Source organism: Bacillus sp. RE35 (genome assembly GCF_052146655.1).
Taxonomy (GTDB): domain Bacteria; phylum Bacillota; class Bacilli; order Bacillales; family Bacillaceae_G; genus Bacillus_A; species Bacillus_A cereus.
The window spans coordinates 669929-696414 of sequence record NZ_CP197377.1 but is presented as its reverse complement, the minus strand read 5'-3'; the positions used below and the strand labels follow the sequence as shown (position 1 = coordinate 696414).

Sequence of the window (26486 nt, the reverse complement as noted above, 5' to 3'; positions counted from 1 at the left end):
TATACATAATGTGAAAATTTAATCAGTGGGGGTCTTACTGCCCGGCAAATAGCGGGATAAATAACTTTTCTGCATAAGGATTAAAAAACATTCCAAGTTCATCTAGAGACTTCCTCGCCTGTAAAAACGAATGAAACTCTGGATATATATCTTGTAATTGCTCATACGATAATGTATGCATTTTCCCCCAATGCGGACGCCCTTCATACTTCAGAAAAATTTTTTCCACTTCGCCAAAGTAAGCAGCATATTTCATACCTTTATACATATGAACAGCGATATACGCTGAATCTCTTCCATAGGCTGGACTAAGCCATATATCATCACCTTTCACATAGCGGCATTCGATCGGGAAGTGCACCTTATACTTTTTCTTTTCAATAAGATTTGAGATTTCTTCTACAACCGTCCTCATATACTTTGAAGGAATGCTATACTCCATTTCATAAAATGGTACCGTACGTGATGTAGCAAATACTTCATAGCTCGGGCCAATTATTTTTGTGTTTGGTACAGCTTTAGCTGATAATCGACTCACTCCTTTACTTATAGAAGGAAACCATTTACACCCTTTAGATAGTAAAGAGAACATCCTATTTTCAAGTAACTCCACCTTTAATTTATGCCATTTCAAATCACTGCCTGTATTCGTTGTTTCGTTCGTAAGTTTTACTTGTACTTCATCAGAATAAGGAAAAACGAAAAATTCAAAATGACGATGCTTCTTATATTCTTCTAGTTTGTTCATTACAGTGGATAATGACTGTTTTTCACTTTCATAAACGAGTGAATACGCTGGAATAACCTTTAATTTTATCTTTACAATGATACCTAACATTCCAAGTGACAACTGAAACGCTCTCCAATATTCTACGTTCTCAGTTTCCGAACAAACTATACTCTCACCATTAGATAAAACTGCCGTAATCTCTATAACTTGTGTTGATAAACTCCCAAAGGTAATACCCGTTCCATGAGTCCCCGTACTAATCGCTCCTGCAATAGATTGTGAATCAATATCCCCTAAATTTTCTTGCGCATAGCCTTTTTCCTCAAGTAACTTCCCTAAATCATATAACTTTGTTCCTGCCCATACTTCAGCAACCATCTTCTCTGCATCAATATTCACAATACCCTTCAATTCATCTAAAGAAACTAAAACTTCTTCCGTTTGCACAAGGGGGGTAAACGAGTGTCCTGAACCGACAACACGAATTTTCTTTCCCTTTTTTCGCGCAAGCCCCACAACTTCTACTACATCTTGTATACTTTCTGGATACATCGTATAATGCGGCGTTCCTTCTACATTCCCTGTCCAATTTCTCCACTTTTTCCCCTTTATAGAAAGCATTGGCCATCCCCCCGATATGTTGAATACTCCCCAACAATCTCTCCTTTTTTAACACGATACAAAAAAGGAAAGCGCTCACATAATTCACCAGCCTTACTATGACGAAACAAAATGGACTCTCCTATATCCACTCGTTCCTCGCCGCTATAAAAAATTGGCGTTTGTACCTCGCCAGCACCTTCTAAAGCTAATAGTTTTGCACCCTTCGGTCTCCAAACTTCAGGCTCTTTATCTTTTCCAACTGCTCCTGAAGCAATATATCCACCACCTAGGCAAGTGTAAATAAACTGGACTGGTTTACGCACAACTGGTAATGCAAATCCGACCGCTGGATAAAATTTCACCTCTTTATAATAATCAAACAGCTTCGGAGAATAAAAAGCAGAACCTACTGTAATCTCTGAAACTGAATTATCTTTCTCAGTTGTTTTTATACTTCCTGTTCCGCCTCCATTTACAAACCTTAGCTCAATACCAATGTTTTGTATTGCTTTTACAATATGTTCTCTTCTTTTTTTCACTTCTAGCACTGATTTCTGCTTTAAATACGAAATTACTTTACTTTTCAACCATTGATTCGGTATATGATCTCCCACCCCAGCAATTTGAGCTTCATAACCCATTACACCATCTAACATTAAATATGATGACCTTCTCACCTTTTCTACTACTTTCAACGCATCCTGCACATTTTTTACTGGGGATCTTTGTACACCAAAATGAAATTGAAAGAAACGACTACTCATATCAATATCCAAACAAACACGAAAACATCCTTTAGATTTCTCAGCAATGTTTTCTAAATACACAATATGCTCTTCACAATCCACCATACAAGTTATAATGAAACCTTTCTTTGTTAGCAAACTAATTTCATACAGAGCTCTTTCATCGTAAGCAGGATATCCAAGCAATAAATCATTAAATCCTTGTTCTATTAAAAATAAAATCTCTCTAGGTGAAAAGCACATAACACCTTGAAATCGATCATTTGCAGCTAAAATCTTTTGCATAATTGGAACAGAGCGTAACGATTTACTCGCTATACGAATCTTCTTATTTCCACTTAACTCTATAATCGATTGAATATTTCTATCTAAAGCCATTTCATCCAAAAATGCACACGGTAATGGAACTTCTTTAAAAATTCCTCGATCCACATTTTTCTCTCCTCTTCTCAATATGTCTTATACATATTGGAAAGAAAGTGTGATTTTCCTGTTTGCAAATAAAAAAAGTTTCTTCTTTACGAAGAAACTTTTTGAAACTACTTCATAGAAATAGTCGCCTCTACTGGATAATGATCAGAGTAATCATTATACGTATATTTTTGGAACCATGATGTAACAGTCCATTGTGGAGATTTCGGCTGTAACACCTTATTCTCTATATATGATGGGTTCGCATGGTCTTTACTTGCAATAATATAATCTAAATACTCAGCAGGACTATCAGGGAAATTATATTTTGCAATACTGTTTGTCGTTGCGTCCCAAGTCGCTGTATGTCCAGTATAAGATGGTACAGAAGCGTTCAATGTTTTAAACATAGATGCATACTCTGAATCATTCTTGTTCTCTGCATTAATTTTATTTACGTTCATATCACCACCAATTAACACATATTCATTATTTGGTATATTTTTATTTTTAATAAAGTCTTGAATTTCTTTTAATTGGTCTGTACGTACAGATGCAGGTGAAGTTTTTCCGCACATACTATCTTCCGCTTGCAAATGCGTACCAATCACGTGAACGAAGCGATCATTTTTCTTAATTTTCGTGTATACAAATCCTTTATTAGATAAATTATCTGGCCCGCATCCTTTTGCAAATACATATTGAATCTTTTCAGCGATTGGCCATTTGCTCACAATCGCAACGCCACCATCTTCAGGAGTTGAAGATGAATAGTTTCCCAACGTTTTATCCCATTCACTTCCACTACTACGACCTAATACTGCTGTTTGATTTGGATATTCTTTCTTCAAATTCCCTAATAAACGATCTGAAGCGCTATTATCAAACACTTCATTTAATATAACTACATCTTGATTCTTTATATAATCTGCCGCCCCGATTAAATCAGCACGCTCAGTTTGTCCCCAGTTCGGATATAAGTTTGTTGATAGCATATATACATTATGCGTCATCACTTTTAATGTATCATTTTGATTTGTAGATACTTCTGCTTGAGCTGACGTTCCGCTATATAAAGCTCCTAAACCAACACCTAAGCTAAGTACACCTTTTAGCAATTTACCTTTCACGTTTCATACCTCCATGTATTGTATAGTGATAAAAAGGCCAAATACTCTATTCTGAGATTTGACCTTTTTTAAATACTTAACGATTTCCGTACGTATCAAACCAAAGCTGAATATATCCAGCAGTAACACGTTGTGCATCCATTAAACGCTTACCTGTCATTGGTGTAACTTCAGCGCGCCATTTATCTGCATATTCTTGTGATACAGCAGCTCTCACGAACCAATCTTTCGTATTATCATTTACAATGCCAGCGTAATCTTGTTTCGCAACTACTGCCGCTCCATGAATCCAATCTTCTGGATTCGTACCTTTCCAGTTCCAATATCCATTTCCATCCGTTACTTTATAATTATCTTTTATCGTATCTACAAAGTTTTCATATTTAGAATGGAATCCTTGTGGATAAGAAAGGTTCGTAAAGTTTGCCGCATGCATCGGTTGGTTTACATCCCCTAAATAATGAAGAGATAATCCTAAATAGAAGAACGCTTGTTTCATATCTTTATTTTTATAAGACTCACCAGCTAATTTAAAATATTTAGCTCCTGTTTCCTTTGCTTGCTTTGCATACGGAATATAAGTTTTCCCATTGTCAGGGTCATAGAAATGTGAAGCAAATGTGCTATTATCATAATAAGGATTTTCATAGTCAGCAGCATAAATACCGTTCTCTAACTCAGTACGCCATTCATTTAATAGTGCAACTCGATCTTGTTTTACAAGTGTTGTATTACGAGACATAATATCAATTGCACGGTTTACAATCCATAAATGAGAATTCACGCCTTCTTTATGTTTATCTTCAGCAGACCAGCGCGGAATAACTCCAAATCTCTGTCCCCCATCATTTTCATGAGCAAATGCAACACTTTGTAATGGAGCAACTAATGTAATAGCTGCCGCTAAAGCAAGTACTTTCTTTTTCATATAAAATCCTCCATTTTATAATTGAATTATTGTAAACATTTTGTTAGGATCCTATGATGTCGTCCGGTTAACCTATGACTAGAATATCCCACCTTTCACGAAATTTCTATCACTAAATTAAAATATGCAAATGTTCATATCATTATAACTTTATACACAGTGAATATAATGAATGAATACACTTTCATTTTAATAAACTATTATTAAGGCTTGTCTAAACTAATGTAAAAAAAGAGTAAAGCATACACATGCTTTACTCTTTTTTTCTATTCGATAATATACTTGGCAATTGTACATTAACTGCCAACTTATGTATAAATCCAAACACTAATCCGATCCCTATAAATATGTATAATATCGTAAATATCTTTCCGAAGTCAGTTTTGGGACTAAATTGTCCATCACCGACAGTAGTCAGCGTCATAACGCTAAAATATAAAGCATCCAGAGGACGTAACCCCTCCACTGTACTATAAAAGATTGTACCAGATATTAATGTCAAAATTGTTAATACGAATAACACTTGAAATTCTTTATCTTTCCATGCTCGCAAACAAGCTTTTAGCATCCGTTTCAATGTCAACATAAATGAAAGCATTAGACTTCCCCTTCCAAACAAAATATCTTTAGTTACAGGAAAGTCTATCACCTTTCAGTATAGAAAAAAAGTAGCCCTCTTCTATTTCTAGAAAAGGGCTACTCTATTCGATTCTATCTTATTTAGGTGAAACAAGAATTTTCACTTGTGTTTTATCTTTTACAAGTGCTTCAAATCCTTCTTCAACAACTTGATCCACTGTAATTTTTTTCGTAATTAATTTCTCTGCTTGAATTTGACCGGAGCTAATCAATTTAATAACAGCTGGGAAGATGTGACGGTATCCTAAAATACCAATAACTTCTTTTTCTTTTAATACTAAGTTATTTGGAGTAATTGTTGCGTCTTTTTCCCATACACTAACAATTACAGTTTGTCCTTCGAAGCTTGTACTTTCAATCGCTTGGCGTAGTACAACTTCAACACCTGTTACTTCAAAGCTAACATTTACACCTAAACCATTTGTTAAGTTACGAATTTCAGCTAACACATCTTGAGTTGCTGGATTTAATACATAATCCGCACCTGCTAATTTCGCTAACTCTTGACGTTCTTTAGAAAGTTCAACTGCAATAACAGGAGTTGCTCCTGCTGCTTTAGCTGCCTGGATAACAAGAAGTCCAATTGGACCGCAACCAAATACCGCTACAGCTTCCCCTTCTTTTAATTTACTTTGACGTACTGCATGAACTGCTACTGCTGCTGGTTCTACAAGCGCACCTTGTTCATACGTCATTTCATCTGGAATGTGATGAACCATATCTTCTGGTACTACTGTATATTCAGAGAAACCGCCGCCTTCTCCGCCAAGACCGTGGAAAACAAGTTGTTCACAAACATTGTAATGTCCATGTTTACAAGCTTCACATTTACCACAAGAATAAATTGGCTCTACAACAACGCGGTCTCCCACTTTATGAGATGTAACTCCTTCACCAATCTCTATTACCTCACCACTAAACTCATGACCTAAAATAACAGGTGCTTTCACATGTGTTAATGGATGTTCTTCTGTTGGAATAAAAATAGGCCCTGCTAAATATTCATGCAAGTCTGTCCCACAAATACCACACCATTTAACTTTGATTTTCACTGTTCCTGGTTTTACTGTTGGTTCTGGTACTTCTTCTACTCGTACATCACGTTGATTATGCCAAAGTAGTGCTTTCATTTTATACATCCCTCTCTATGTATATACTTAACCTGGTGAAGTTTACAATTCTATTATAATACTTCTATCCATATATTTCAAAAAAACAATCACATCCCCACTAATTTTTTACAAATAACGTTCAATATTTTGTCACTTTGTACTTTTTTCCACATCTGTTAATTCAATTTCATTGCAGGTGAAATTAGCATTGTGCCATAATAGCATAGGAGAGGTGAATATCGCTTGAAATATTTTATTTACTTTATCGTTATCGTGGCATTTTTAGATACATTTTCACAATTACCTATTATGAGTACTTTCGCTCAAAGCCTTGGAGGAACTCCTCTTATTATCGGGCTAGTTGTCGGTATGTACTCATTCGCTAATATGATCGGTAATATTATTGCTGGAGCCGCTGTCGATAAATTTGGTGCAAAAAAAATCCTTTATATAAGCATGGGAATTACGAGTTTCATAGTCTTGTTATACACCGTTGTTCAAAGTGGTGAACAACTATTAGTTGTGCGCTTTATGCATGGATTTAGTGATGGCTTTTTAATTCCTGCTGCCTTTACATTTTTATCAAAACAAACAAATGCAAAAAGACAAGGAAAAGCAATGGCTCTATCTGGTGCTGCTGTTGGAACAGCCGCAATCGTAGGACCTGCTTTCAGCGGTATTATGAAAGCAACAGCTGGCGTAGAGTGGGTCTTCATTACTATTTCTATTTTAATGGCTCTTGGTACGATCGTATCTCTATTCTTCTTACCAAATAACGTATCAAGAAAAGATACATCAAGAACGCAAATGATGAACAAAGAAGATATGGTTGAACTTTTAAAATCAGAACCGTTATTACAAGCATATATTGGTGCTTTCACATTAATGTTTTCACAAGGAATTGTCACTTATATGTTACCAGTAAAAGTTGAGGCATTAGCGCTTAAAGCATCTACAACAGGCATGATGTTAAGTGTATTTGGTATAACTGCTATCCTCTTCTTCTTGCTTCCAACAAATCGTATTTATGATCGATTTAATCGTTCGAAACTAATGCTAATCGGAATTGCAGTTATGGCATTCGCATTATCTTTACTTGGATTATTTGCTACAAAAGGTATGCTCTTTATCGTAATGATGATTTATGGAATTGGATTCGCAATCCTCTTTCCGTCTATTAACGCTTTACTTGTTGAAAATACTACAGACGATAATCGCGGAAAGGCATTCGGATTATTTTATGCCTTCTTCTCATTAGGAGTTGTTGCTGGCTCCTTTACAGTCGGCGCAATCGGAGCATCACCTAGCATCAGCTTCATTATCGGGACAGCATTTTTATTAACATTTGCTGGGATGATTTATGTAAGAAGCAAAGTAAAAAAGACAATGATGGGATAATCCATCGTTGTCTTTTTTAAAATGCATATTTATATAATCCATAATACAATGGAAGCGTTGGAATAATGCCAATTAATTTAAATATAAAAGGTAATGGCTCATCTCGCTCTTCATATAAACGAAAAATAAAAACTGCAGTTAAAGTCCAACTGACGCTAAACAAGAAGATACATTTCCAAACAATCGAGGTTAATATTTGTATATCAAATACAAAACCAAAGAGCCCTATCGAATAGAACTCTTTTTGCCCAATATATTACTTTTGTGTATAACCAAATAACAATGTAAATAAATTGAGCCGTAAAGGCAATAATACATCTCTTCTTTTAAACAGAAAGTTTATAAATACTGACGATACTTCGACAATTTCCTCGGAAATATTTCCTTTCCCCACATAATTTGATACAGTACACATGAATAAACACTTGTATTACATAAAGTGAAACTTTAATCAGTGGGGGTTTTGTTCCTCCCCACTGATTATTAGTTGAACCAATCGGGCTTTTACGGGCAGTTGATCTCCCAACTAACTTCTTTATTTCCACTGAATTTTGAGGTGGGGATCTTACTGACCGTTAATGCGGGATAAACTAAAATAATAACTTACTGTACAAATTAAAAAGCACACTCTTCATATGAAGAATGTGCTTTTATGTTATTAACGTTTAATCCAAACAGCGCCTGCCGATTTATCTTCTGCCTGTCCAACAACTTGGAATTTAAGTCCAAGGTTTGGAACTTTTCTTCCTGCGTCTGCAATTTGCTTGTTACTATATACTTTTGAATCATCAAAAGTTGTAACACCTTGTAATCCAGAATAGTTAAACTGACCACGTGTTAATGAATTTACACTCCATGCTGGTGTTTTATCAAATGAAAATGCTGCATCTGCAATTTGCATGCCTGTATTACCGTATGCTGGTTTTCCGTTTAAATTACCAACTAGCGCTTCTGGATGAGAATCTACAACACCAAGGAATCCTTCACCTGGATGCACCCCAACCCAGTTATCTTTGAAACTATCATCTGCATACCAAACGACAAGACCTGTATTATACACTGGACCTTTTCCTGCTTTTAAACCATTATCTGATCCCGCATAATTTCTCCACTCTAAGTAGTAATAATGAGCTTTCTTCTCTGTCCCATCAGAAACAACAAAACCATTTAAATTCATTTTAGACTGTCCTTCTGCATCATCAGAAAATACAACTTGTCCATCAACAGTTACATTTACATTGTCCATCGCAAAACCTTTATATGTTACAGCCGGATCTGTAATATAGTCGAATTGTAGTTTCACTTTTTTGCCTTTAAATTGACTTAAATCATATGATTTATCAATCCATTTCCCATCTGTTGTATCTTTATCTCCTTGGACTACTTTTTCCCCAAGTCTATCAATTAATGTTTTCGTTCCATCTTCTGTTACTACATGTACTTCGACGAAATCGCACTCTGCTTCTAACTCATAATTTGCTTTATAATCGAATTTTGCATTTGTTCCCTTTGTTAAATCAAAGAATGGTGTCTCTAACGTTGTATGCATATCATCGCCTCTTGTACTATAATATGCATGCTTTCCAAACTCCGGTTTAATCGTTTCAACACTTTTACCTGGTAAGTTAACACGTACAACGCCTGGACGATTTGATTTCGTAACACTTTGATCAATATAGGTAGGAACTCCCACACCACTCTTAATTTTATCGTAATCTACTTCTAATATTTTTGCCCAGTTGCCACCCATATTCTTTTGTAAGAAGTCTTTATTTTGTGGTGAAAAACTAGTCGGCTCTGTTCCTGCGATTTTCCCTGTCCAACTACCTCCACTCATTAATGACCAAGCTTCGACTGGTGAACCATTTCCAGTATATTTCGTGTCATATTCATCTGGTAATCCAAGATCATGTCCAAATTCATGTGCAAACACACCTACAGCTCCATCTTCTGGTTCAATTGTGTAATCATGTGCTGCTACTTTACCACCAAAGTAATCTACCTTTGATTTCGTACCTTCAATCGCTACTGGATCTACTGCTAATTTTGAACGATGTGACCAGATCGCATCATCACCTAATTTACCGCCACCAGCTTCTTGACCAACACCAGCATGGATTACCATTAAATGATCAATTACACCGTCAGGTTCATTTTGATTCCCGTCCCCGTTTGTATCATATCTATCAAATTGATCAAACTGAGATAAATCTAGTCCTTTCTCAGCAGCTGCATGCAAAGCTTCTTTCACTAAATCACGTGCACCCTTTGGACCTTTATTATCGTGACCGCTGCTACCATCAGCTCCATAATCAGATGCTTTTCCTGGAACAGTTAGCCACTCCGTTACATATCCATCTGTCGTATAACTACCACCAGACTGCTCTTCATAGTATTGTTTAAACGTTTTTACTTTTGAACCATCAAATAAAGTATACGGCTCATTACCGAACAACATCTTTTGATAATGTTCTCTACTAAAGTCTTTCGAATACATATAACCTGGTGTTTGATCAATATTATTATGTTTATAATCACTAAATTCAACGAGTAACACTAATACTTTATCCGATCGAACAGATCCCTTATATGGAGCTTGCTTTGCTTTTGAAGTTGGAACTTGCCCATTCAATTGCTTTTTATTTGGTTCTGGCTTTTGCTCAAGGCTAACATTTTTTTCAGCCTTTTTTACATTTTCCTTTTCTTCCATCTTTTTCTCTTTTACTTTTTTTGTGAAATCAGATGTTTCTTGTGAGTGAGCATCTGGAAGAATTTCTTTATTCGCCTGATCTCCTTGTTTCTTTTCAATATATTGCTCAACAGCTTTTTTCGTCTCTTCTTTAGAAGATGCTGGATTAATTGTTCCTCTTTCTTTCAGAGCTTCCGCTAAACGATCTTCTTGAATTAAATTGTAATCAATTGGTGTTGTAGATACACTATCTTTCTCTTTTGCTACCGTTTCTGCATATGCTAACGGAGCACTCATTACAGATGTACATCCGATAATTGCCGCAATTGCTAATGATGACAACACTTTAAATGGTGCTTTTCTTCTCATTCCATTTCTCCCCTTTATAAAACTTAAAATTCAGATAAATCGGTGCATTTTTGTCCAAATCTCTGTTTACTACCCTCCCTATATAAAAAGACATAATTCTATAAACATTAAGCTTTTTGTTATAGAATCATGCCCTCCAGTTTTCTGGTCAGACCCTCTATCTTTTTATCCCTTGGTTCAATTAATAATCAGTGGGGGGATGAACAAAGCCCCCACTGATTAAAGTTTCACTTTATGTCGAAATATTAAAAATAAAGAGTTATGTGATATATATTAAATATCTTATATAACAAATTTAAAAGACAATATGCAAAATTGCATGAAAATTCTTTTAAATAAAAAAAGAATCCTAGTCAATTAAACTAGGATTCTTGCTTTTCTATTATTTCTCTTGTGTTTTTTCCCAATCAGCTAAGAATTTCTCAATTCCTTGATCTGTTAATGGGTGCTTCACTAATGAAGCAATTACGTTTGCTGGGATTGTTGCAATATGTGCACCGTTTAATGCTGCGTCAGTTACGTGAACGCTGTGACGTACAGATGCTGCGATGATTTCTGTTTCGATACCATGAATTGCAAAGATTTCTGCGATTTGACGAATTAAATCCATACCGTTATGACCGATATCATCTAAACGACCTAAGAATGGTGAAACGTACGTTGCACCAGCACGAGCAGCAAGTAATGCTTGAACTGCTGAGAATACTAATGTAACGTTTGTACGAATTCCTAAATCAGAGAACGCTTTTACTGCTTTTAAACCTTCTGTTGTCATTGGAACTTTTACAACAACGTTTGGAGCAATCTTCGCTAATTCTTTTCCTTCTTCAATCATTTTATCAGCTTCTAAGCTAATTACTTCTGCACTTACAGGTCCTTCTACAACGTTGCAAATTTCACGAATGCGCTCGTGGAAATCTACGCCTTCTTTTGCTACAAGTGATGGATTTGTCGTTACTCCAGCTAATACGCCTAATTCATTTGCCTCTTTAATTTCGTTAATGTTTGCTGTATCAATAAAGAATTTCATTTGTTGTTCTTCCTTCCTAATTTTCATTTTATATTTATTTATTTTTCTTAATAAGCTCTAATTCAATCGGAATAGATTTGTCCACTTTTTTACCTTGTGTTATCTCTTTTGCTGTTTGCATCGCCTTCTCTCCGATTAATTCTGGTTTTTGAGCGACTGTTGCAGCCATACGCCCATCGTTAACCGCTTTCACAGCATCTTCTGTTGCATCAAATCCAACAACTACTACATCTGTTTTTCCAGCAGACTTCAATGCTTCAAGTGCACCTAATGCCATCTCGTCGTTATGAGCAAACACGGCTTTAATATCGCTATTTGCTTGCAAAATGTTTTCCATAACAGATAATCCTTTCGCTCTATCAAAATCAGCCGCTTGTTTGGCAACTACTTTTAAAGACTTATCGGCTACGTTATGGAATCCTTTCCCACGTTCACGAGCAGCAGACGATCCAGGGATTCCTTCTAACTCAGCAACGTTTGCTCCTTCGCCGACTAATTCACGAATGTAATCACTAGCCATTTGACCACCTTCGATATTATTAGATGCAATGTGAGAAACAACCTTACCTGAATTCGCAACGCGGTCTACTGTAATAACAGGAACATTTGCTGCGTTTGCTGCACTTACTGCTGAAGCAACAGCATCTGAATCGGTCGGATTAATAACAACTACATCGACACCCTTTTGAATTAAATCTTCAACATCGTTCGTTTGCTTTGCTGCATCATTTTGCGCATCAACAGCAATCAATTCGATGCCACTATCTTTCGCTTTCTTTTCTGCCCCCTTTTTCAAAGTTACAAAGAAGGGATTATTTAAAGTTGAAACAGAGAATCCAACTTTAATAGTTTTATTTCGACCTTTATCGCTAGAATCCTTTGCCCATTCTGGCGGTTCCATTGAACAACCAGCAGTAATGACCATAATACATGCAACGAGTATAAGTAACCATTTCTTCATGAACTGTCCCTCCATTACGCTTCTTTTCTACGATCAATTAATACAGCTAATAAGATTACAAGTCCTTTTACAACTTGTTGGAAGAAAGAAGATACACCTAATAAATTTAAACCGTTATTTAGTACACCGATAATAAGTACACCGATGAATGTACCAACAATCCATCCTCTTCCCCCAGAAAGACTTGTTCCACCTAATACAACTGCTGCAATTGCATCTAATTCATAAGAAGTACCTGCAGTCGGCTGTGCAGAATCTAATCGTGATGTTAAGACAATACCTGCAAGCGCTGCCAAAATTCCGGAAAGACCGTAAATCATTACTTTAATTCTCGTAACATTAATACCTGATAGTGCTGCTGCTTCTTCATTTCCACCAATTGCAAATGTACGGCGACCAAATGTCGTTTTCTTCAAAATGAAGTACAGTACTGCGAAAGCGATCATCATTGTAACAGCGGGTACCGGAATACCAAGAAAATAACCGCGGCCAAACATTTGGAACATTAAATGATCACCAAGACCAGTGATCGGACGTCCGTCCATATAAACAAGCGTCAACCCACGAAAAATAGTCATTGTTGCTAAAGTTGCAATAAATGGAGCTACTTTTCCTTTCGCAATGATGATACCGTTTACAATTCCCATTACAAGACCTGCTAATAGTCCAACTACCATTGCAAGGAACGGATCCATGCCACTTGCCATCATTCCAGCAACAAGTGCACTTGATAATGCTAAGATAGAACCTACCGATAAGTCAATACCCCCTGTTAAAATTACGAAGGTCATTCCAAATGCAATAAGCGCATTAATCGATACTTGACGCAGTATATTAAATAAATTTGGAATTTCAATGAACGCTGGATTTAAAGCTGTAATTACGACGATAATTAATACTAAACCGATTAAAGAACCGAGTTGTTGTAATACATTCCCCTTCTTAGCCATCCTTACTCTCCCCCTGTAGCTAGTGCCATAATAGACTCTTGTGATGCCTCATCTTTCCCTAAAATTCCGCCGACTTTTCCTTCATGAATAACAAGAACTCGATCACTCATCCCTAAAACTTCCGGAAGCTCAGATGATACCATAATAACGGCATCGCCTTGCTCTGTAAGCTTATTCATAATAGAGTAAATTTCTTTTTTCGCTCCAACATCGACACCTCTTGTTGGCTCATCTAAAATGAGTAATTGCGGATGAATGCCTAGCCATTTTGCGATTACAATCTTTTGCTGATTTCCACCAGAAAGAGATTTCACTGCCTGCTCTCCGCTAGATGCTTTCACATTAAGAAGCTTCATCATATCCTCTGTAAACTGTTGTTCTAGCTCATTGCTTAGAACACTTCCCTTTGAAAGATTTTCTAAATTCGGTAAAGCTAAATTTTCTCGAATTGAAAAATCTAACACTAATCCTTCAGACTTTCTATCTTCTGTAATGAAAGCAATTCTTTGTCTAATTGCATCTATTGGACTATCAATCTTTACTTCTTGTCCATTTATAAAAATTTGTCCAGAGTCTAAAGGTTCATAACCAAATATCGCTTTCATAATATCAGTGCGACCAGCCCCCATCAAACCAGCTACACCAAGGATTTCACCTTTCCTCACTTGAAACGAAATATTTTCAAATTTCCCTTTCTTCGTTCCATTACGCATTTCAAAAATGACATCACCAATTTGACTATTTCGCTCTGGGTAACGTTCACCAATGCTGCGCCCCACCATCATACTCACTACTTCATCAAATGATGTTTCTGGAATTAATCTCTTTCCCACGTATTCTCCATCACGCAAAATCGTAATAGCATCACATATTGAGAAAATCTCTTCCATACGATGCGAAATGTACACGAATGAAACACCTTTTTTACGTAACTTATTGATTACTGTAAAGAGCGTTTCGATTTCACGATCCGTCAGTGCCGCAGTAGGTTCATCCATAATAATAACGCTCGCGTTTGTCATTAATGCTTTCGCAATTTCGATAATTTGCTGTTGTCCAACCGATAATTCCTCTGCTAACATAGCGCCTCTTACATGCAGCCCTAGCTCTGCTAGTTGCTGCTGCGCAATCGCGTTCATTTGTCGAGTGCGTAAAATACCTGTTTTCCCATACATTAACTCTTTACCGAGAAACATATTTTCAGCTACTGTTAAATTCGGCAATATGTTTAGTTCTTGATGTATAAATGCGATGCCGTACTCTTCAGCTTCTTTCGCATTTTTAAAGGTGCGCTCTTGCCCATCAATCTTGATTGTCCCACCATCTTTTTTGTATACACCTGTTAAAATCTTCATGAGCGTTGATTTACCCGCTCCATTTTCCCCCATCAATGCATGGACTTCTCCTGTTTCAATCATAAACTGTGCATTCTTCAAAACAGGATTGCCATTGAACGCCTTTGAAATGTTTTTCATTTCAATATGCATTCCCATCACTTCCCTTTATTAAAAAATCACGCCTGCATGTAAAATTACATTTGCATAAGGCGTAGCCTCGCCTGTACGAATAATTGCCTTCGCTTTCTTTGTATGCTCTTTAAATTGTTCATGAGATACATACTCAAATGCTGGCTCTATTAATTTCTGTTCGATCTCTTTATTTACTTCCGCATTATTTATAATGACTTCTTCTGCTAACGTCACTTTTTCGATTGCCATATCATCAGCTACAACTTGTAACACCTCTAAAAAACTCGGTTTTCCAATCTCAACAGCTAAATCAATTCGTTTTACTCCGTCAGGAATTGGTAAACCGCAATCAGCAATTACAACCGTATCTGTATGCCCAAGTGAAGCAAGGACTGCCGCGATTTCACTGTTTAATACACCATGCTTTTTCATCCAACAATCACCTGCACTTCACGTACTTGATCTCTCGTTGGCATACCGCCCTGTGCCCCAAGTTTCGTTACAGAAAGACCACCGGCAATATTCGCGAAACGAATTGCTTTTTGAAGTGTCTCTCCTTCAGAAAGTGCAACTGCTAACGCACCATTAAATGTATCACCAGCTCCAGTTGTATCCACTACATCAACAGCAATGCTAGGAACATGTACAATCTCTGTTCCATTATGGAAACGAACACCGTTAGAACCTTCTGTCATCAATAATTTATTTGGATACTTCGCCAATAAATCTTCAATTGGTGATGTAAAATCATCTAATACGATGCGGCACTCATGTTCATTTGGCGTAATATAAGTTGCTTTTTCTAAAATTTCTTCTGATAAAACTTGTGCTGGCGCTGGATTCAACATAACAGGAATATTATGTTCCTCACAAATAGCCAATACATATTTTACTGTTTCAAGTGGAATTTCTAGTTGAAGAACAACCATATCCGCTTTTACAAGAAGGTCTTTGGAGCGATCTACAACTGGCTTATTTACAAGAGCATTTGCCCCTTGTACGACAACAATACTGTTATCTTCTTCTGCTAAAACGATATGAGCAATTCCTGTCGTTCTATCTGTAACCGGTACCACATAATCGATAAAAATGCGTTCGTTCTCTAAATTTTTTCTAACTACTGTTCCATAATCATCATTTCCTACCGCTCCAACCATTGCTACATTTGCTCCTAACCTAGCTGCAGCAACTGCTTGGTTTGCCCCTTTCCCTCCTGGGATTGTATGAAACGCTTCACCAATTACTGTTTCTCCTGCTTTCGGCCGTTTTTTTGAAACAGCCACTAAGTCCATTGAAATGCTTCCTACTACTGCAATATTTGGCATCTGTTTCATCTCCTTACTTCGTTGTATTTCGTTCTATAATTTCAATTGGCAAACGATAGTGTTTCTCTTCTAATGTATTTCCTTCCATTTGCTCTAACAACAACTCTGTTGCAATTTTCCCCATTTCATATATCGGTTGTGCAACTGTTGTAATAGATGGATACATCATTTCCGTTAAAGAAATGCCATCAAATCCGATAATTTGTAAATCATCTGGAATGGCAATCCCCTTTTGAAGTGCAGCCTTTACAATACCAATCGCAATTAAATCATTCCCAGCAACAATACCATCAATATGCGGGTATTCTTCTAATAATTCCATCGCTACACGCTCACTATTTGCTGGCTCAAACGTACTCTCCGCAATCATATACGAAAGATTATTTTGCGTAATAACGTCTACAAAACCTTCAAAACGTTCATTTGCAGTACTCACATCACGTGGTCCGCGAATATGTGCAATATGTTTACATCCTTTATCTAGTAACAACTTTGTCGCAGCCTGACTTCCTGCATAGTTATCTGCATATACAGTAGGAATACGCTCATTAAACATACGGTCAATCGCAACAACCGGAACAGATAAATTCATGTAATTAACACTATTTTGTGGATTCGTTGCTACAATAAATCCATCTACATTATTTTGTCTAAGTACATCAATGTATTGTTTCTCTTTTTCTAAACTTTCATCAGAGTTACAAAGAACAACTGTGTAACCTTGTTTATGTGCTACATCTTCTACGGCACGTGCAACTTCTGGAAAGAACGGATTCACGATATTCGGAACAACTAAGCCAATTAAACGAGACTTTTTATTATACAGTGAACGCGCTACTGTACTAGGCTTATAATCTAACATCTCTATTGCACGCTCTACCTTTTTTAATGTATCTTCATGAACATATCCATTTTTATTTAGAACTCTGGAAACGGTCGCAACAGATACTCCCGCTAATTTCGCAACGTCTTTAATCGTACTCATTCTCTTTTCTCCTCATTTAATGTAACCGTTTACAGAAAATAATATAACGTATTTCTAAAAATACGTCAATCATTTCTCACTAAAAAGCTTTTAAGGTTATACTCAAAAAAGCACCGCCATAAGGCGATGCTTCTTCATTACGAGTATGATACAGTTTTTTCTTTTTCTTCAACAGCAGGCTCTTCAGCATCTTTTTTACGATCTGATAGTTTAATTTTTTGTAAGAAAATCGTAAAGATGGCACCTACTACGATAAATACTAATCCTGTTAAGAATACAGTATGAAGCGAGTCTACTAAAGAGTTTTTCAAAATAGGTACAATGCTGTTAGCAAACGCTTCTGGCATTTGTTTTAATGCCTCTGGGCTAAATAGCATCGAATATAAACCTTGTGGATCTGTGTGAATCATATCTTTAAATTTCGTTACCATTTGTCCCGCTTCTTTCGGGAATGTATCTAATACAGGTACTAATTTATTTGTTAACGTTGTACCTGAAGTGTTATTCATAATTGATCCTAAAATTGTAATACCAAATGTTCCACCAATTTGACGGAAGAACTGACTTGATGACGTTACGACACCAAGGTCTTTTTTCGGGAAGCTTTCTTGTAACGCTAATGTTAATGTCGGCATTACAAGACCCATTCCTAAACCGATAACCATCATATAAGAAGTAGCTGTAAGCTTCGTTGTGTGCATATCCATCCTTGTTAATAACCAAAAACCACCGGCCATAATAAGCATACCTGCGATAATTTGTGGTTTTACACCAACTTTTAATACAAGTTGCCCACCGATAATACTCATTACAATCATTGTAATCATCATTGGAGTCATAATTGTTCCTGATTCAGCAGCACTTACTCCTACAATACCTTGCATGAAGAATGGTACGAACATAATCGCGCCGAACATTCCAATACTCATAAAGAATCCAATCGCATTCAGTATTGTAAATGTGCGATTTTTAAAGAAATGCATTGGTAAAATCGGCTCTTCAGCTTTCGTTTCAACAATAACAAAGCTAACGATACCAATTACAGCTAGTGCGAATAAACCGATAATTTGCCAAGAATCCCATGCATAATCTTTTCCGCCAAACGTTAGCGCAAGTAATAAACTTACAACACCTAGAATCATCGTAAAGATTCCAGCGATATCAATTTTAATTGGTCCTGTTTGTTTATGTGATTTTAATCCCATTGCAATAAAGATTGTTGCTAAAATACCAACCGGTAAGTTAATGTAGAATACCCATCTCCAGTTCACTGCATCTACAATCCAACCACCAACTTGCGGTCCAATTACAGAAGCAAGACCGTATAACGCACCAAAAATACCTTGCCATTTCGCACGTTCTTTTCCCGTGAACATATCTCCAATAATAATCATAGCCATTGGCATCATAATACCGCCACCAAGACCTTGAATACCACGGAAAATAATTAATTCTGTCATACCATTCGCCATACCACATAACGCCGAACCAATCATGAAAATAACTAGCCCTGTTATATATACGTTACGACGACCAAGTAAATCCGCTAATTTACCTGCAATTGGTACAACTGTCGTTGATGTTAACATATAAGCTGTCGTTAACCATGTCATTAAACTTAATCCGCCTAGGTCACCGACGATACGTGGCATTGCTGTACCAACAATTGTTCCATCTAATGCAGCAAATAGCATCGCGATTACTAAACCGATTAACAACAACTTTCTATTTTGATTTTCTTGTTGCTCCATGTAATCTCCTCAATTCCTCTTAGTTATTCTCTTTTTTCTCTTGTGTCCCGCAAATAATGGTTTCTAACTTCTCAAAGAGACGTAATAAATCTTCTCTTTCTTGCAACTCTAAATGTGAAAAGTATTTTGCAATATGCTCGTTGCGAGCTGTCATTGCCTCTTCTACTCTAGCTTTCCCCTTTTTCGTTAACTCGATGATGACAACACGACGGTCATCTTTGTCGTGATAGCGTTCTACAAGTTCTTGATCGATTAGACGATCAATCATCACTGTAATCGCGCTAGGCTTCACATACATCTTTTTTGCTAATGTTGTCGCTCTTGAAGCCCCATAATGATCTAAAATCTTTAAAATATAAAACTGCGGTGGTGTAAGTCCTGTTGCTTGCATTTGTTCTAATAACTCCGTCTGCATTTTCTTTCCAATCGAAAAGGCAAGAGCTTGAATTTTATCGATATGCGTCATATCATTTGGCATGTTATCCACCTCTTATTTAAACAATAAAATATTTAACGTATTTAAATATTAATCCCGCGAACAAAATCCGTCAATACTTTTATTCATAAAAACGTTTACATTTTTGTCACAAAGTTGTATAATTTTCGACGAAGTTAATATTGACAGTCACGGAGAAACGGAGTACACGGCTATGAATCATAAAAAAGGAAACTTTTTTATATTTCATGGCCTTTTTATATTCTCTGTCTTAAAACGCTTCGAATTAATTAGGGGAGGATTTTCATTTTATGTTTTTCACACAATTATTTAAACCTGCGCCCCACGCGGAACGCTTACCAGCTGATCGCGTTGATAGCGAATACCGTAAATTACGTTTACAAGTATTCTTAGGTATCTTCATCGGTTATGCAGGCTACTACTTTGTTCGAAAAAACTTTTCACTAGCAATGCCATACTTAATCGAGCAAGGCTTTAGTAAAGGGGAACTTGGGGTTATCCTTTCAGCAGTTTCTATTGCTTACGGATTAAGTAAATTTCTTATGGGTATCGTATCCGATCGTTGTAATCCTCGCTACTTTTTAGCAGCTGGGCTATTTTTATCAGGTATCATTAATATTATTTTCGGCTCATTTTCTTTCATTACAACGAGCATTATACTTATGTTTGTACTTCAGTTTTTAAATGGATGGGTACAAGGTATGGGATGGCCTCCTTGTGGTCGTACGATGGTGCACTGGTTCTCTATTAGCGAACGTGGTACAAAAATGTCTATTTGGAACGTCGCTCATAATGTTGGCGGAGCGCTTATGCCTTCCCTTGTAACATTAGGCTTATACTTCTTCGCAGATGACTGGAAAAGTATTTTTTACTTCCCAGGTATTCTTTCAATTTTAGTTGGTATTTATGTATTAATTACGATGAAAGATACACCTCAATCTTGTGGACTACCTTCTATTGAAGAACATACTGGGGAATATCCACCAGATGAAAAAGTAAAAGATCGCGAACGCGAACTTTCAGTAAAGGAAATTTTATTTAAATACGTATTAAACAATAAGTTTTTATGGTACATCGCTATTGCGAACGTTTTCGTATATTTCGTACGTTACGGCGTTGTAGACTGGGCTCCTACTTATTTAGTAGAAGAAAAAAGCTTTACTCATAGTAGCTCACGTACTGCTTACGCTCTATATGAATGGGCTGGTATTCCAGGTACACTTCTTTGCGGATGGATGAGTGATAAACTATTTAAAGGACGTCGTGCACCTGCTGGTATTCTATTTATGGTTGGTGTATTTATCGCAGTTCTTGTTTACTGGTTAAACCCTCCTGGTAATCCAATGGTTGATAGTATCGCACTTGTCGCAATTGGATTTTTAATTTACGGACCGGTTATGTTAATTGGTCTACACGCTCTAGATTTAGCACCAAAGAAAGCTGCTGGAACTGCAGCAGGCTTAACTGGATTCTTCGGTTACTTAGGCGGAGCAGCTTTCGCTAGTGCAGCTATGGGCTTTATCGTAGATGCATTCGGATGGGATGGCGGATTCATCTTATTACTTGCATCTTGCGTACTTGCAATGTTCTTCCTTGCTCTTACTTTAAATACAGGGTCAGTAAAATCAAAACAAGCTTAAATAATATATAACAAGCATAAAAATAGCTCTTAGCATTTACATACATGCTAAGAGCTATTTTTTATTTTCATTGCTGTTCCTACTAATGATAACAACCCATTCCTTCCCTACTATAAGATTAAAAGATTTGATGAAACACCTTTATTAAAACGGCTAACGTAACAGATGCAGCAAATCCCCCTAAACAAATAAGACTGACACCTTGGCTATATGACAAATTTTGAAATGATTTCATTACTTCCATCCTCCCTATCTCCCCTTTGATACTTTTATTTTACCAATGGGAAAAATTTCATAACATCGATTTCTCTAACAACTAACTTACAAATTTGTAAGTTAACATCTTTTCAACTTATATATCTAGTATTTCCACAAATAAGAGTCATTTATACATAAAAAAAGACCTCAGTTATACTAAGGTCTTCGTTACATTCTATTTCATTTTACAATCATCACTGGACATTTCACACGCTTTGCTATTTTATGACTTACACTTCCCAGCACCATTTCTTGCAGTGTATTGAGCCCTCTACTTCCAGCAATGACAAGATCTATATCTCCTGTATTCACATATTGAACAATTGTATCTCCAGGATCACCATGTAATATCGTAATTGTATAAGAAATGTTCTCTTTCTTTAATAAACCTTCAATCTCTTTTAATTTATCTTTTCGACTAGCTGATATTGTTTCTAAATCTGTTTGACCTTGTATAATATCTGATTTTGCCGTTCTATTATCTACTACGTACACAACTTCAACATTTGTTTCTTCGCTACATTTTGCAATATATGTTGCATGTTCCGCTGCTCGAAGTGCATGTTCAGAACCGTCACATGCTAATATAATTTGTTTGTACATATGCTGAATCCCCTTTTCGTTATCCTACTCGTATTATATAATAAAGCCCCCTAAAAAGGAGGCTTTTAACTAGCAATTCTTTTATTATAAGTAGCTAAATTTGCAACAAGTTTTGAGCTACGTTCATTTAATCCTGTTATACTTACTTTCACGCCACTTTGTTCATATTTCATAATAACTTTATCAATTGATGCCACTGCCGAATCATCCCATACGTGCGCATGAGTAAAGTTCATTTCGATTTCTTTTATATCTTCATCCAATGAAAAAGCATTTATAAAATCTGCTGTAGATGCAAAGAAGAGTTGACCGTGAATTTCGTATATTTTCTTATTTTCAATATATAAATGTTTCACGTGAATCTTTGCCATATTGAATGCAAATAAAACCGCACTAATTACTGTTCCGATAATTACACCTAATCCCAAATTATGAGTGATAAGAACGACCACGACTGTTACGATCATGACGAATGCGTTCCCTTTTGGCACTTTATGAATCGTTGCTACAGAGTTCCAATCAAACGTTCCGATTGAAACCATAATCATAACTGCAACTAAAGCTGCCATCGGAATATGAACGACATAATCTCCTAAAACGAATAGTAATACGATTAAAAATCCGCCCGCTACAAATGTTGATAGGCGACCTCGTCCACCTGATTTAATATTAATAACAGATTGACCGATCATTGCACAACCTGCCATTCCTCCGAAGAAACCAGCAACAATGTTTGCGATCCCTTGTCCACGTGCCTCTTTATGCTTATTACTTTCCGTATGCGTCATATCATCTAAAACTGAAGCTGTTAATAATGATTCTAGTAAACCGATAATTGCAAGCATAACTGCATAAGGTAAAATAATCCCTAATGTCTCAAGTGTAAAAGGCACGTCAGGAATACTAAAGAACGGTAATTCTTTCGGCAGGCTTCCCATATCTCCTACTGTTTTCAACTGTAATCCGCTCATAAGTGCAATACTCGTCACAATAATAATTGAAATAAGCGTAGAAGGTACAGCCGTTGTAATACGTGGAAATAAATATATAATTGCAAGTCCTAATACAACGAGTGCATACATTTGCCAAGTTGCATTTTTAAAATGTGGCAATTGCGCTGTAAAAACTAAAATTCCAAGTGAATTTAAAAAACCACTCATAACAGATTTCGGAACAAACTTCATAAATGAGCTCAGTTTGAACACGCCAAAAATAATCTGGACAATACCTGTTAATATTGTTGTAGCAAATAAATATTGCAAACCATGATCTTTAACAAGCGTTACCATTAATAATGCCATTGCACCTGTTGCAGCTGAAATCATTCCAGTTCTTCCGCCAACAAATGAAATGGTAACTGCAATACAAAAGGCTGCGTATAGTCCAACTGTCGGATCCACGCCTGCAATAACAGAGAAGGCTATCGCTTCAGGGATTAACGCTAAAGCAACGACAATTCCTGATAACACGTCCCCTTTCACATTAGAAAACCAGTCATTTTTTATCGTTTGAAACAAAATATCACTCCTCTACTCCTTTATAATTTGATTTTCTCCATAAGAAAATCTAGCCGACTGCACGAAAGCTATTATATAACGAGTAGAAGATTTTTTGCTATGTAAAAGTTTCCTAAAAATGATGTTACCTTCGTAGCTTCTTTTTTAGGAAACTTTAAATATACTATCACCTATTGTTGATTTAACGTACAATGATTTCGGATTCTACAGTATGTCAAATGAAGAAAACTTTGTTTGGATGGATGAAAAATGCACATGTAATTTAGTTCATTTAAAGTTCTATAGATATTTCCACTTCATATATGAGGTTTAGTTTGGATAGTTTAGGGTTAGAGGAGTTTATACTAATTTAATGAAAATAGTAAGAGCACTCTTTCGAGTGCTCATTTTATGCAGATACAGTTGCTTTATCCTTACGGAATATACCCATTAACCCACCGATTAATAGTAATACGCCTGGTAATAAGTAAATTATAGAAATACAAATAAATCCACCGATAGCAGCCACAGTCATCATAATACCGCCAACCTTCGCTTTACTTCTTACCATAACAGATCCAACAATTCCTAAGATTGATAGAGCCACAGCTCCCCAACCTAAACCAATAACAGTATTTGCTCCATCAGCTTCAAAAGCAGCTCCCATACCGCCGATCAATAAAGCAACAAATGCACAAATAATACCAAAAATACCTCCAATAAGACCTAATACAAATTCAACTGTTCTTTTCATTTCAATCTCTCCTTATTTAGCAACTTCAAATTCAAATTTCACTGATTTCTCGTCAAATGTAAATGTAGGTTTAAATGTACCAACAAACTTATCGCCTTCTGGTACATCAAATAACATTTTGTTTGTAATTTGGTTACCTGGCGCAATATTTTCATTTATAAACGTATTTTCCCCACCAAAGTACTCTTTGAATTGGTTGCCGTTAGTATCAGCAATTTTTAATTCAGAAGTTCCAAAATATATATCTTTTTTGCCATTATTTTTAGCGTTAAAACCGATTTCTAGTACTTTCCCTTTTTCAGCTTTTACGTATTCGTTAGGCTCAACGAATTTAGCTGAACTGAAAGTAAGTTGTAGACCATTAACTTCTACAGTATCTCCAATTTTATAAATCTTGCTTTCAGCTTTTTCCTTTTTATCTTTCTTTTCAGCCTGTTTAGGAGCATCGTTTTTACTCACTTCTTTAACTTCAGTTTCACCACAAGCAGATAAACTAAAAGCAAGTGCACCTGTTAAAGCAATAGTACCCAATTTTTTATACATTCTTTTTCCTCCGATTATGTAAAATGTAAGATTTTCGAAACTATCATAACAGAAACAGTTACAACTTTTTTGTCATATTTTGTCGAGGAAAATAAAAAAAGACGCTATATCAGTAGCATCTTTTCTCATTTCATTAATGTCCACCGTGTCCTTGACCACTTTCCTGAACAATTTCTAACCTCTCATCTAGTATTCCTTGTGTTTCAAATGAAATATCACTCGTACTTCCTAATAAGAAACCGTGATTATATGGTCCAAGTGTTGGATCATCTTTAAACTTCGGCTGAATGCTTGCAAGGAAGTCATACACTGGTTGTGAAGCTTTACCTTCTTCTAATAATACAACAGGTGCGTGTTTACCCATATGTGAAAAAGGTGCCCCAGCAACTGCTAAATCTGGTGTTTTGCTTGAAACAAATGATAAACCGTGACCAGGTTTTGTGAATCCCCAGCCAAATTTTGTTTTTTCATCTTTAAACTTAGCGAACGCAATCGAGTTTTCTGTAGGGGTCTCTCCACTAATACGCGTTACTTTCCCGTATTTGCTTAGCTCTTTTTCTACTTCTTTTGAAACAATTTTTTCTGGCCCTAATACATATATATTTGCTTTATCTTTTCTCATTTTTAATGCCTCTATTGTCGCTTCTGGCACCTTATCTTTTTCTGTATATAAAAGCGGTTCTGGCATATGAGAAATCCAGTTTACAGCTGGTGTTGTATATAAACGTCCTTCTTCTTCAGACGAACCAATAATAACACTATTTGGGTAGCTTCCTGTTATATCGGCATACTCCTTATCAACATCCTTCGCAAATATAGCTGGATCTGTTTCTTTTATTTGTTTTACTTTATAACCTTTTAATTGCTCAAGCGCGCTAGTACCTACATCCCCCATCACCATAATTTGTGTTCCATCTTTCGTTCCGATTGGATTTAATCGTTTTATTTCTTTTAACGTCATTTCCGGTATCTTTTCTTTTTCTATAAATAAAATCGGCCCGTTATTCGGATGATGAATAAGGTCTGCACTCGCAATACCTAATTGCCACTCGCTTGCTGGTACTAAAATAACAGCACCTGGCTGGTTCTCCTTATGAGTTGCTGGCCATATCGTTTGTGAAGTTAATACTGCCATTTGCAAAGGGTCGTTTGTGTTTAATCTCGTTACATTTTTTAAACTTGTCGTTAATAAATCATTAGATGCACCTTGGTTCATTTCTTTTGGCGCCGTTACCTCCTGATTCATTTTCATTTCCTTTTGCTCTGTTTTCTTCTCTTTTGTAGATTCATGGTTTTTATGGTCTGTATTCGTTTGTCCGCATGCAGCAAGACCAACTGCTGTAATTATTGTTATCCCAAAAATTCGGGTCATTTTTTTCACTATACCGCCTCCGTATTAATCATTTTTGAGCCAATATGATTACCTAAAATGTAATTTCAACTCCACAATAACAAGCAATTCTGAAGAAATTATGCAGACACATCATAATCTGCACCATTTCTTCATGA

At 36.3% G+C, this 26486-nt stretch carries 24 protein-coding genes and 1 pseudogene; 2 read left to right on the top strand and 23 right to left on the bottom strand.

Translation table 11 applies throughout. The features are described 5' to 3' along the window. Positions 1-34: 34 nt before the first annotated feature. The 6 genes from ACTL4X_RS03515 to bdhA form a co-directional block, all read right to left on the bottom strand. The gene (locus ACTL4X_RS03515) at positions 35-1351 is read right to left on the bottom strand and encodes a D-arabinono-1,4-lactone oxidase (RefSeq protein WP_000948912.1); all 1317 of its coding nucleotides are present in this window, start codon (positions 1349-1351) and stop codon (positions 35-37) included. Beyond that, the gene (locus tag ACTL4X_RS03510; RefSeq protein WP_025687254.1) at positions 1339-2511 is read right to left on the bottom strand and encodes an amino acid deaminase/aldolase; all 1173 of its coding nucleotides are present in this window, start codon (positions 2509-2511) and stop codon (positions 1339-1341) included. Before ACTL4X_RS03510 ends, ACTL4X_RS03515 begins: the two co-directional genes overlap by 13 nt. A 107-nt stretch (positions 2512-2618) precedes the next feature. Then, the gene (gene sph / locus ACTL4X_RS03505; RefSeq protein ID WP_025687255.1) at positions 2619-3620 is read right to left on the bottom strand and encodes a sphingomyelinase C; all 1002 of its coding nucleotides are present in this window, start codon (positions 3618-3620) and stop codon (positions 2619-2621) included. A 76-nt stretch (positions 3621-3696) separates the two neighbouring features. Further along, positions 3697-4548: a phospholipase CerA gene (gene cerA, locus ACTL4X_RS03500; protein WP_000730997.1), complete on the bottom strand. Its 852-nt coding sequence runs from the start codon at positions 4546-4548 to the stop codon at positions 3697-3699. A 253-nt stretch (positions 4549-4801) separates the two neighbouring features. Further along, positions 4802-5146 carry a potassium channel family protein gene (locus ACTL4X_RS03495; RefSeq protein WP_000948241.1) on the bottom strand — a complete coding sequence of 115 codons (345 nt, stop codon included), beginning with the start codon at positions 5144-5146 and terminating at the stop codon, positions 4802-4804. Between the two features lie 118 nt (positions 5147-5264). After that, positions 5265-6317 (bottom strand): (R,R)-butanediol dehydrogenase, encoded by a 1053-nt coding sequence (gene bdhA / locus ACTL4X_RS03490; protein WP_000645827.1) that lies wholly within the window; start codon positions 6315-6317, stop codon positions 5265-5267. A 225-nt stretch (positions 6318-6542) separates the two neighbouring features. Between bdhA and ACTL4X_RS03485 the strand changes: the two genes are divergently transcribed. Next, positions 6543-7697 (top strand): MFS transporter, encoded by a 1155-nt coding sequence (locus ACTL4X_RS03485; protein WP_000873271.1) that lies wholly within the window; start codon positions 6543-6545, stop codon positions 7695-7697. 16 nt (positions 7698-7713) lie between these two features. On the opposite strand, the pseudogene ACTL4X_RS03480 reads toward ACTL4X_RS03485, so the two are convergent. The 11 genes and pseudogenes from ACTL4X_RS03480 to ACTL4X_RS03430 all read right to left on the bottom strand — a co-directional run. Further along, positions 7714-7926, bottom strand: a pseudogene (locus ACTL4X_RS03480) (hypothetical protein); the annotation flags it as partial. A gap of 429 nt (positions 7927-8355) precedes the next feature. Further along, positions 8356-10755: a M6 family metalloprotease immune inhibitor InhA2 gene (inhA2, locus tag ACTL4X_RS03475; protein ID WP_001252987.1), complete on the bottom strand. Its 2400-nt coding sequence runs from the start codon at positions 10753-10755 to the stop codon at positions 8356-8358. A 382-nt stretch (positions 10756-11137) separates the two neighbouring features. Continuing rightward, complete coding sequence (gene fsa / locus ACTL4X_RS03470) at positions 11138-11785, bottom strand: fructose-6-phosphate aldolase (protein ID WP_000667670.1); 648 nt, start codon at positions 11783-11785, stop codon at positions 11138-11140. A 34-nt stretch (positions 11786-11819) separates the two neighbouring features. Next, positions 11820-12746, bottom strand: a complete 927-nt coding sequence (gene rbsB / locus ACTL4X_RS03465; RefSeq protein ID WP_000758976.1) for a ribose ABC transporter substrate-binding protein RbsB — start codon at positions 12744-12746, stop codon at positions 11820-11822. 14 nt (positions 12747-12760) lie between these two features. After that, positions 12761-13696: an ABC transporter permease subunit gene (locus ACTL4X_RS03460; RefSeq protein ID WP_001074646.1), complete on the bottom strand. Its 936-nt coding sequence runs from the start codon at positions 13694-13696 to the stop codon at positions 12761-12763. Between the two features lie 2 nt (positions 13697-13698). Beyond that, complete coding sequence (gene rbsA / locus ACTL4X_RS03455; protein WP_000546779.1) at positions 13699-15183, bottom strand: ribose ABC transporter ATP-binding protein RbsA; 1485 nt, start codon at positions 15181-15183, stop codon at positions 13699-13701. Between the two features lie 18 nt (positions 15184-15201). Continuing rightward, entirely contained in the window at positions 15202-15597 is a 396-nt protein-coding gene (gene rbsD / locus ACTL4X_RS03450; RefSeq protein WP_000716151.1) for a D-ribose pyranase, read from the bottom strand. After that, positions 15594-16490, bottom strand: coding sequence for a ribokinase (gene rbsK / locus ACTL4X_RS03445; RefSeq protein ID WP_071740696.1), 897 nt, complete (start codon positions 16488-16490; stop codon positions 15594-15596). The genes rbsD and rbsK overlap by 4 nt, the downstream gene beginning before the upstream one ends. A gap of 13 nt (positions 16491-16503) precedes the next feature. Next, positions 16504-17475: a ribose operon transcriptional repressor RbsR gene (gene rbsR, locus ACTL4X_RS03440; RefSeq protein ID WP_000104051.1), complete on the bottom strand. Its 972-nt coding sequence runs from the start codon at positions 17473-17475 to the stop codon at positions 16504-16506. Positions 17476-17612: 137 nt separating this feature from the next. Further along, the gene (locus ACTL4X_RS03435; protein WP_071740695.1) at positions 17613-19226 is read right to left on the bottom strand and encodes an MDR family MFS transporter; all 1614 of its coding nucleotides are present in this window, start codon (positions 19224-19226) and stop codon (positions 17613-17615) included. 19 nt (positions 19227-19245) lie between these two features. Beyond that, positions 19246-19704 (bottom strand): MarR family winged helix-turn-helix transcriptional regulator, encoded by a 459-nt coding sequence (locus tag ACTL4X_RS03430; RefSeq protein WP_001132365.1) that lies wholly within the window; start codon positions 19702-19704, stop codon positions 19246-19248. 269 nt (positions 19705-19973) lie between these two features. Here ACTL4X_RS03430 and glpT point away from each other — a divergent pair, with 269 nt between their 5' ends. Beyond that, complete coding sequence (gene glpT / locus ACTL4X_RS03425; protein ID WP_000466385.1) at positions 19974-21323, top strand: glycerol-3-phosphate transporter; 1350 nt, start codon at positions 19974-19976, stop codon at positions 21321-21323. Between the two features lie 118 nt (positions 21324-21441). Here the strand turns inward: glpT and ACTL4X_RS03420 are convergent, their stop codons facing one another. From ACTL4X_RS03420 to ACTL4X_RS03395, 6 genes are all read right to left on the bottom strand, one after another. Beyond that, the gene (locus tag ACTL4X_RS03420) at positions 21442-21558 is read right to left on the bottom strand and encodes a DUF4027 family protein (RefSeq protein WP_000834733.1); all 117 of its coding nucleotides are present in this window, start codon (positions 21556-21558) and stop codon (positions 21442-21444) included. Positions 21559-21761: 203 nt separating this feature from the next. Further along, positions 21762-22184 carry a universal stress protein gene (locus ACTL4X_RS03415; protein WP_000277999.1) on the bottom strand — a complete coding sequence of 141 codons (423 nt, stop codon included), beginning with the start codon at positions 22182-22184 and terminating at the stop codon, positions 21762-21764. A 65-nt stretch (positions 22185-22249) separates the two neighbouring features. Next, positions 22250-23701 (bottom strand): SulP family inorganic anion transporter, encoded by a 1452-nt coding sequence (locus tag ACTL4X_RS03410; protein ID WP_000487893.1) that lies wholly within the window; start codon positions 23699-23701, stop codon positions 22250-22252. A gap of 388 nt (positions 23702-24089) precedes the next feature. Beyond that, on the bottom strand, positions 24090-24434 hold the full coding sequence (locus ACTL4X_RS03405) for a DUF4064 domain-containing protein (RefSeq protein WP_441394981.1): 345 nt from the start codon (positions 24432-24434) through the stop codon (positions 24090-24092). Between the two features lie 12 nt (positions 24435-24446). After that, on the bottom strand, positions 24447-24977 hold the full coding sequence (locus ACTL4X_RS03400) for a DUF4352 domain-containing protein (protein WP_000277063.1): 531 nt from the start codon (positions 24975-24977) through the stop codon (positions 24447-24449). Between the two features lie 133 nt (positions 24978-25110). After that, positions 25111-26358, bottom strand: a complete 1248-nt coding sequence (locus ACTL4X_RS03395; RefSeq protein WP_000738875.1) for a cell wall-binding repeat-containing protein — start codon at positions 26356-26358, stop codon at positions 25111-25113. Positions 26359-26486: the final 128 nt, after the last annotated feature.

Bases quoted from the DNA above. Each gene is read 5' to 3' on its own strand.
- ACTL4X_RS03515 (WP_000948912.1), bottom strand. From the start codon at position 1,351: ATGCTTTCTATAAAGGGGAAAAAGTGGAGAAATTGGACAGGGAATGTA.
- cerA (WP_000730997.1), bottom strand. From the start codon at position 4,548: ATGAAAAAGAAAGTACTTGCTTTAGCGGCAGCTATTACATTAGTTGCT.
- ACTL4X_RS03495 (WP_000948241.1), bottom strand. From the start codon at position 5,146: ATGCTTTCATTTATGTTGACATTGAAACGGATGCTAAAAGCTTGTTTG.
- bdhA (WP_000645827.1), bottom strand. From the start codon at position 6,317: ATGAAAGCACTACTTTGGCATAATCAACGTGATGTACGAGTAGAAGAA.
- inhA2 (WP_001252987.1), bottom strand. From the start codon at position 10,755: ATGAGAAGAAAAGCACCATTTAAAGTGTTGTCATCATTAGCAATTGCG.
- fsa (WP_000667670.1), bottom strand. From the start codon at position 11,785: ATGAAATTCTTTATTGATACAGCAAACATTAACGAAATTAAAGAGGCA.
- rbsB (WP_000758976.1), bottom strand. From the start codon at position 12,746: ATGAAGAAATGGTTACTTATACTCGTTGCATGTATTATGGTCATTACT.
- ACTL4X_RS03460 (WP_001074646.1), bottom strand. From the start codon at position 13,696: ATGGCTAAGAAGGGGAATGTATTACAACAACTCGGTTCTTTAATCGGT.
- rbsA (WP_000546779.1), bottom strand. From the start codon at position 15,183: ATGCATATTGAAATGAAAAACATTTCAAAGGCGTTCAATGGCAATCCT.
- rbsD (WP_000716151.1), bottom strand. From the start codon at position 15,597: ATGAAAAAGCATGGTGTATTAAACAGTGAAATCGCGGCAGTCCTTGCT.
- rbsK (WP_071740696.1), bottom strand. From the start codon at position 16,490: ATGCCAAATATTGCAGTAGTAGGAAGCATTTCAATGGACTTAGTGGCT.
- rbsR (WP_000104051.1), bottom strand. From the start codon at position 17,475: ATGAGTACGATTAAAGACGTTGCGAAATTAGCGGGAGTATCTGTTGCG.
- ACTL4X_RS03435 (WP_071740695.1), bottom strand. From the start codon at position 19,226: ATGGAGCAACAAGAAAATCAAAATAGAAAGTTGTTGTTAATCGGTTTA.
- ACTL4X_RS03430 (WP_001132365.1), bottom strand. From the start codon at position 19,704: ATGCCAAATGATATGACGCATATCGATAAAATTCAAGCTCTTGCCTTT.
- glpT (WP_000466385.1), top strand. From the start codon at position 19,974: ATGTTTTTCACACAATTATTTAAACCTGCGCCCCACGCGGAACGCTTA.
- ACTL4X_RS03420 (WP_000834733.1), bottom strand. From the start codon at position 21,558: ATGAAATCATTTCAAAATTTGTCATATAGCCAAGGTGTCAGTCTTATT.
- ACTL4X_RS03415 (WP_000277999.1), bottom strand. From the start codon at position 22,184: ATGTACAAACAAATTATATTAGCATGTGACGGTTCTGAACATGCACTT.
- ACTL4X_RS03405 (WP_441394981.1), bottom strand. From the start codon at position 24,434: ATGAAAAGAACAGTTGAATTTGTATTAGGTCTTATTGGAGGTATTTTT.
- ACTL4X_RS03400 (WP_000277063.1), bottom strand. From the start codon at position 24,977: ATGTATAAAAAATTGGGTACTATTGCTTTAACAGGTGCACTTGCTTTT.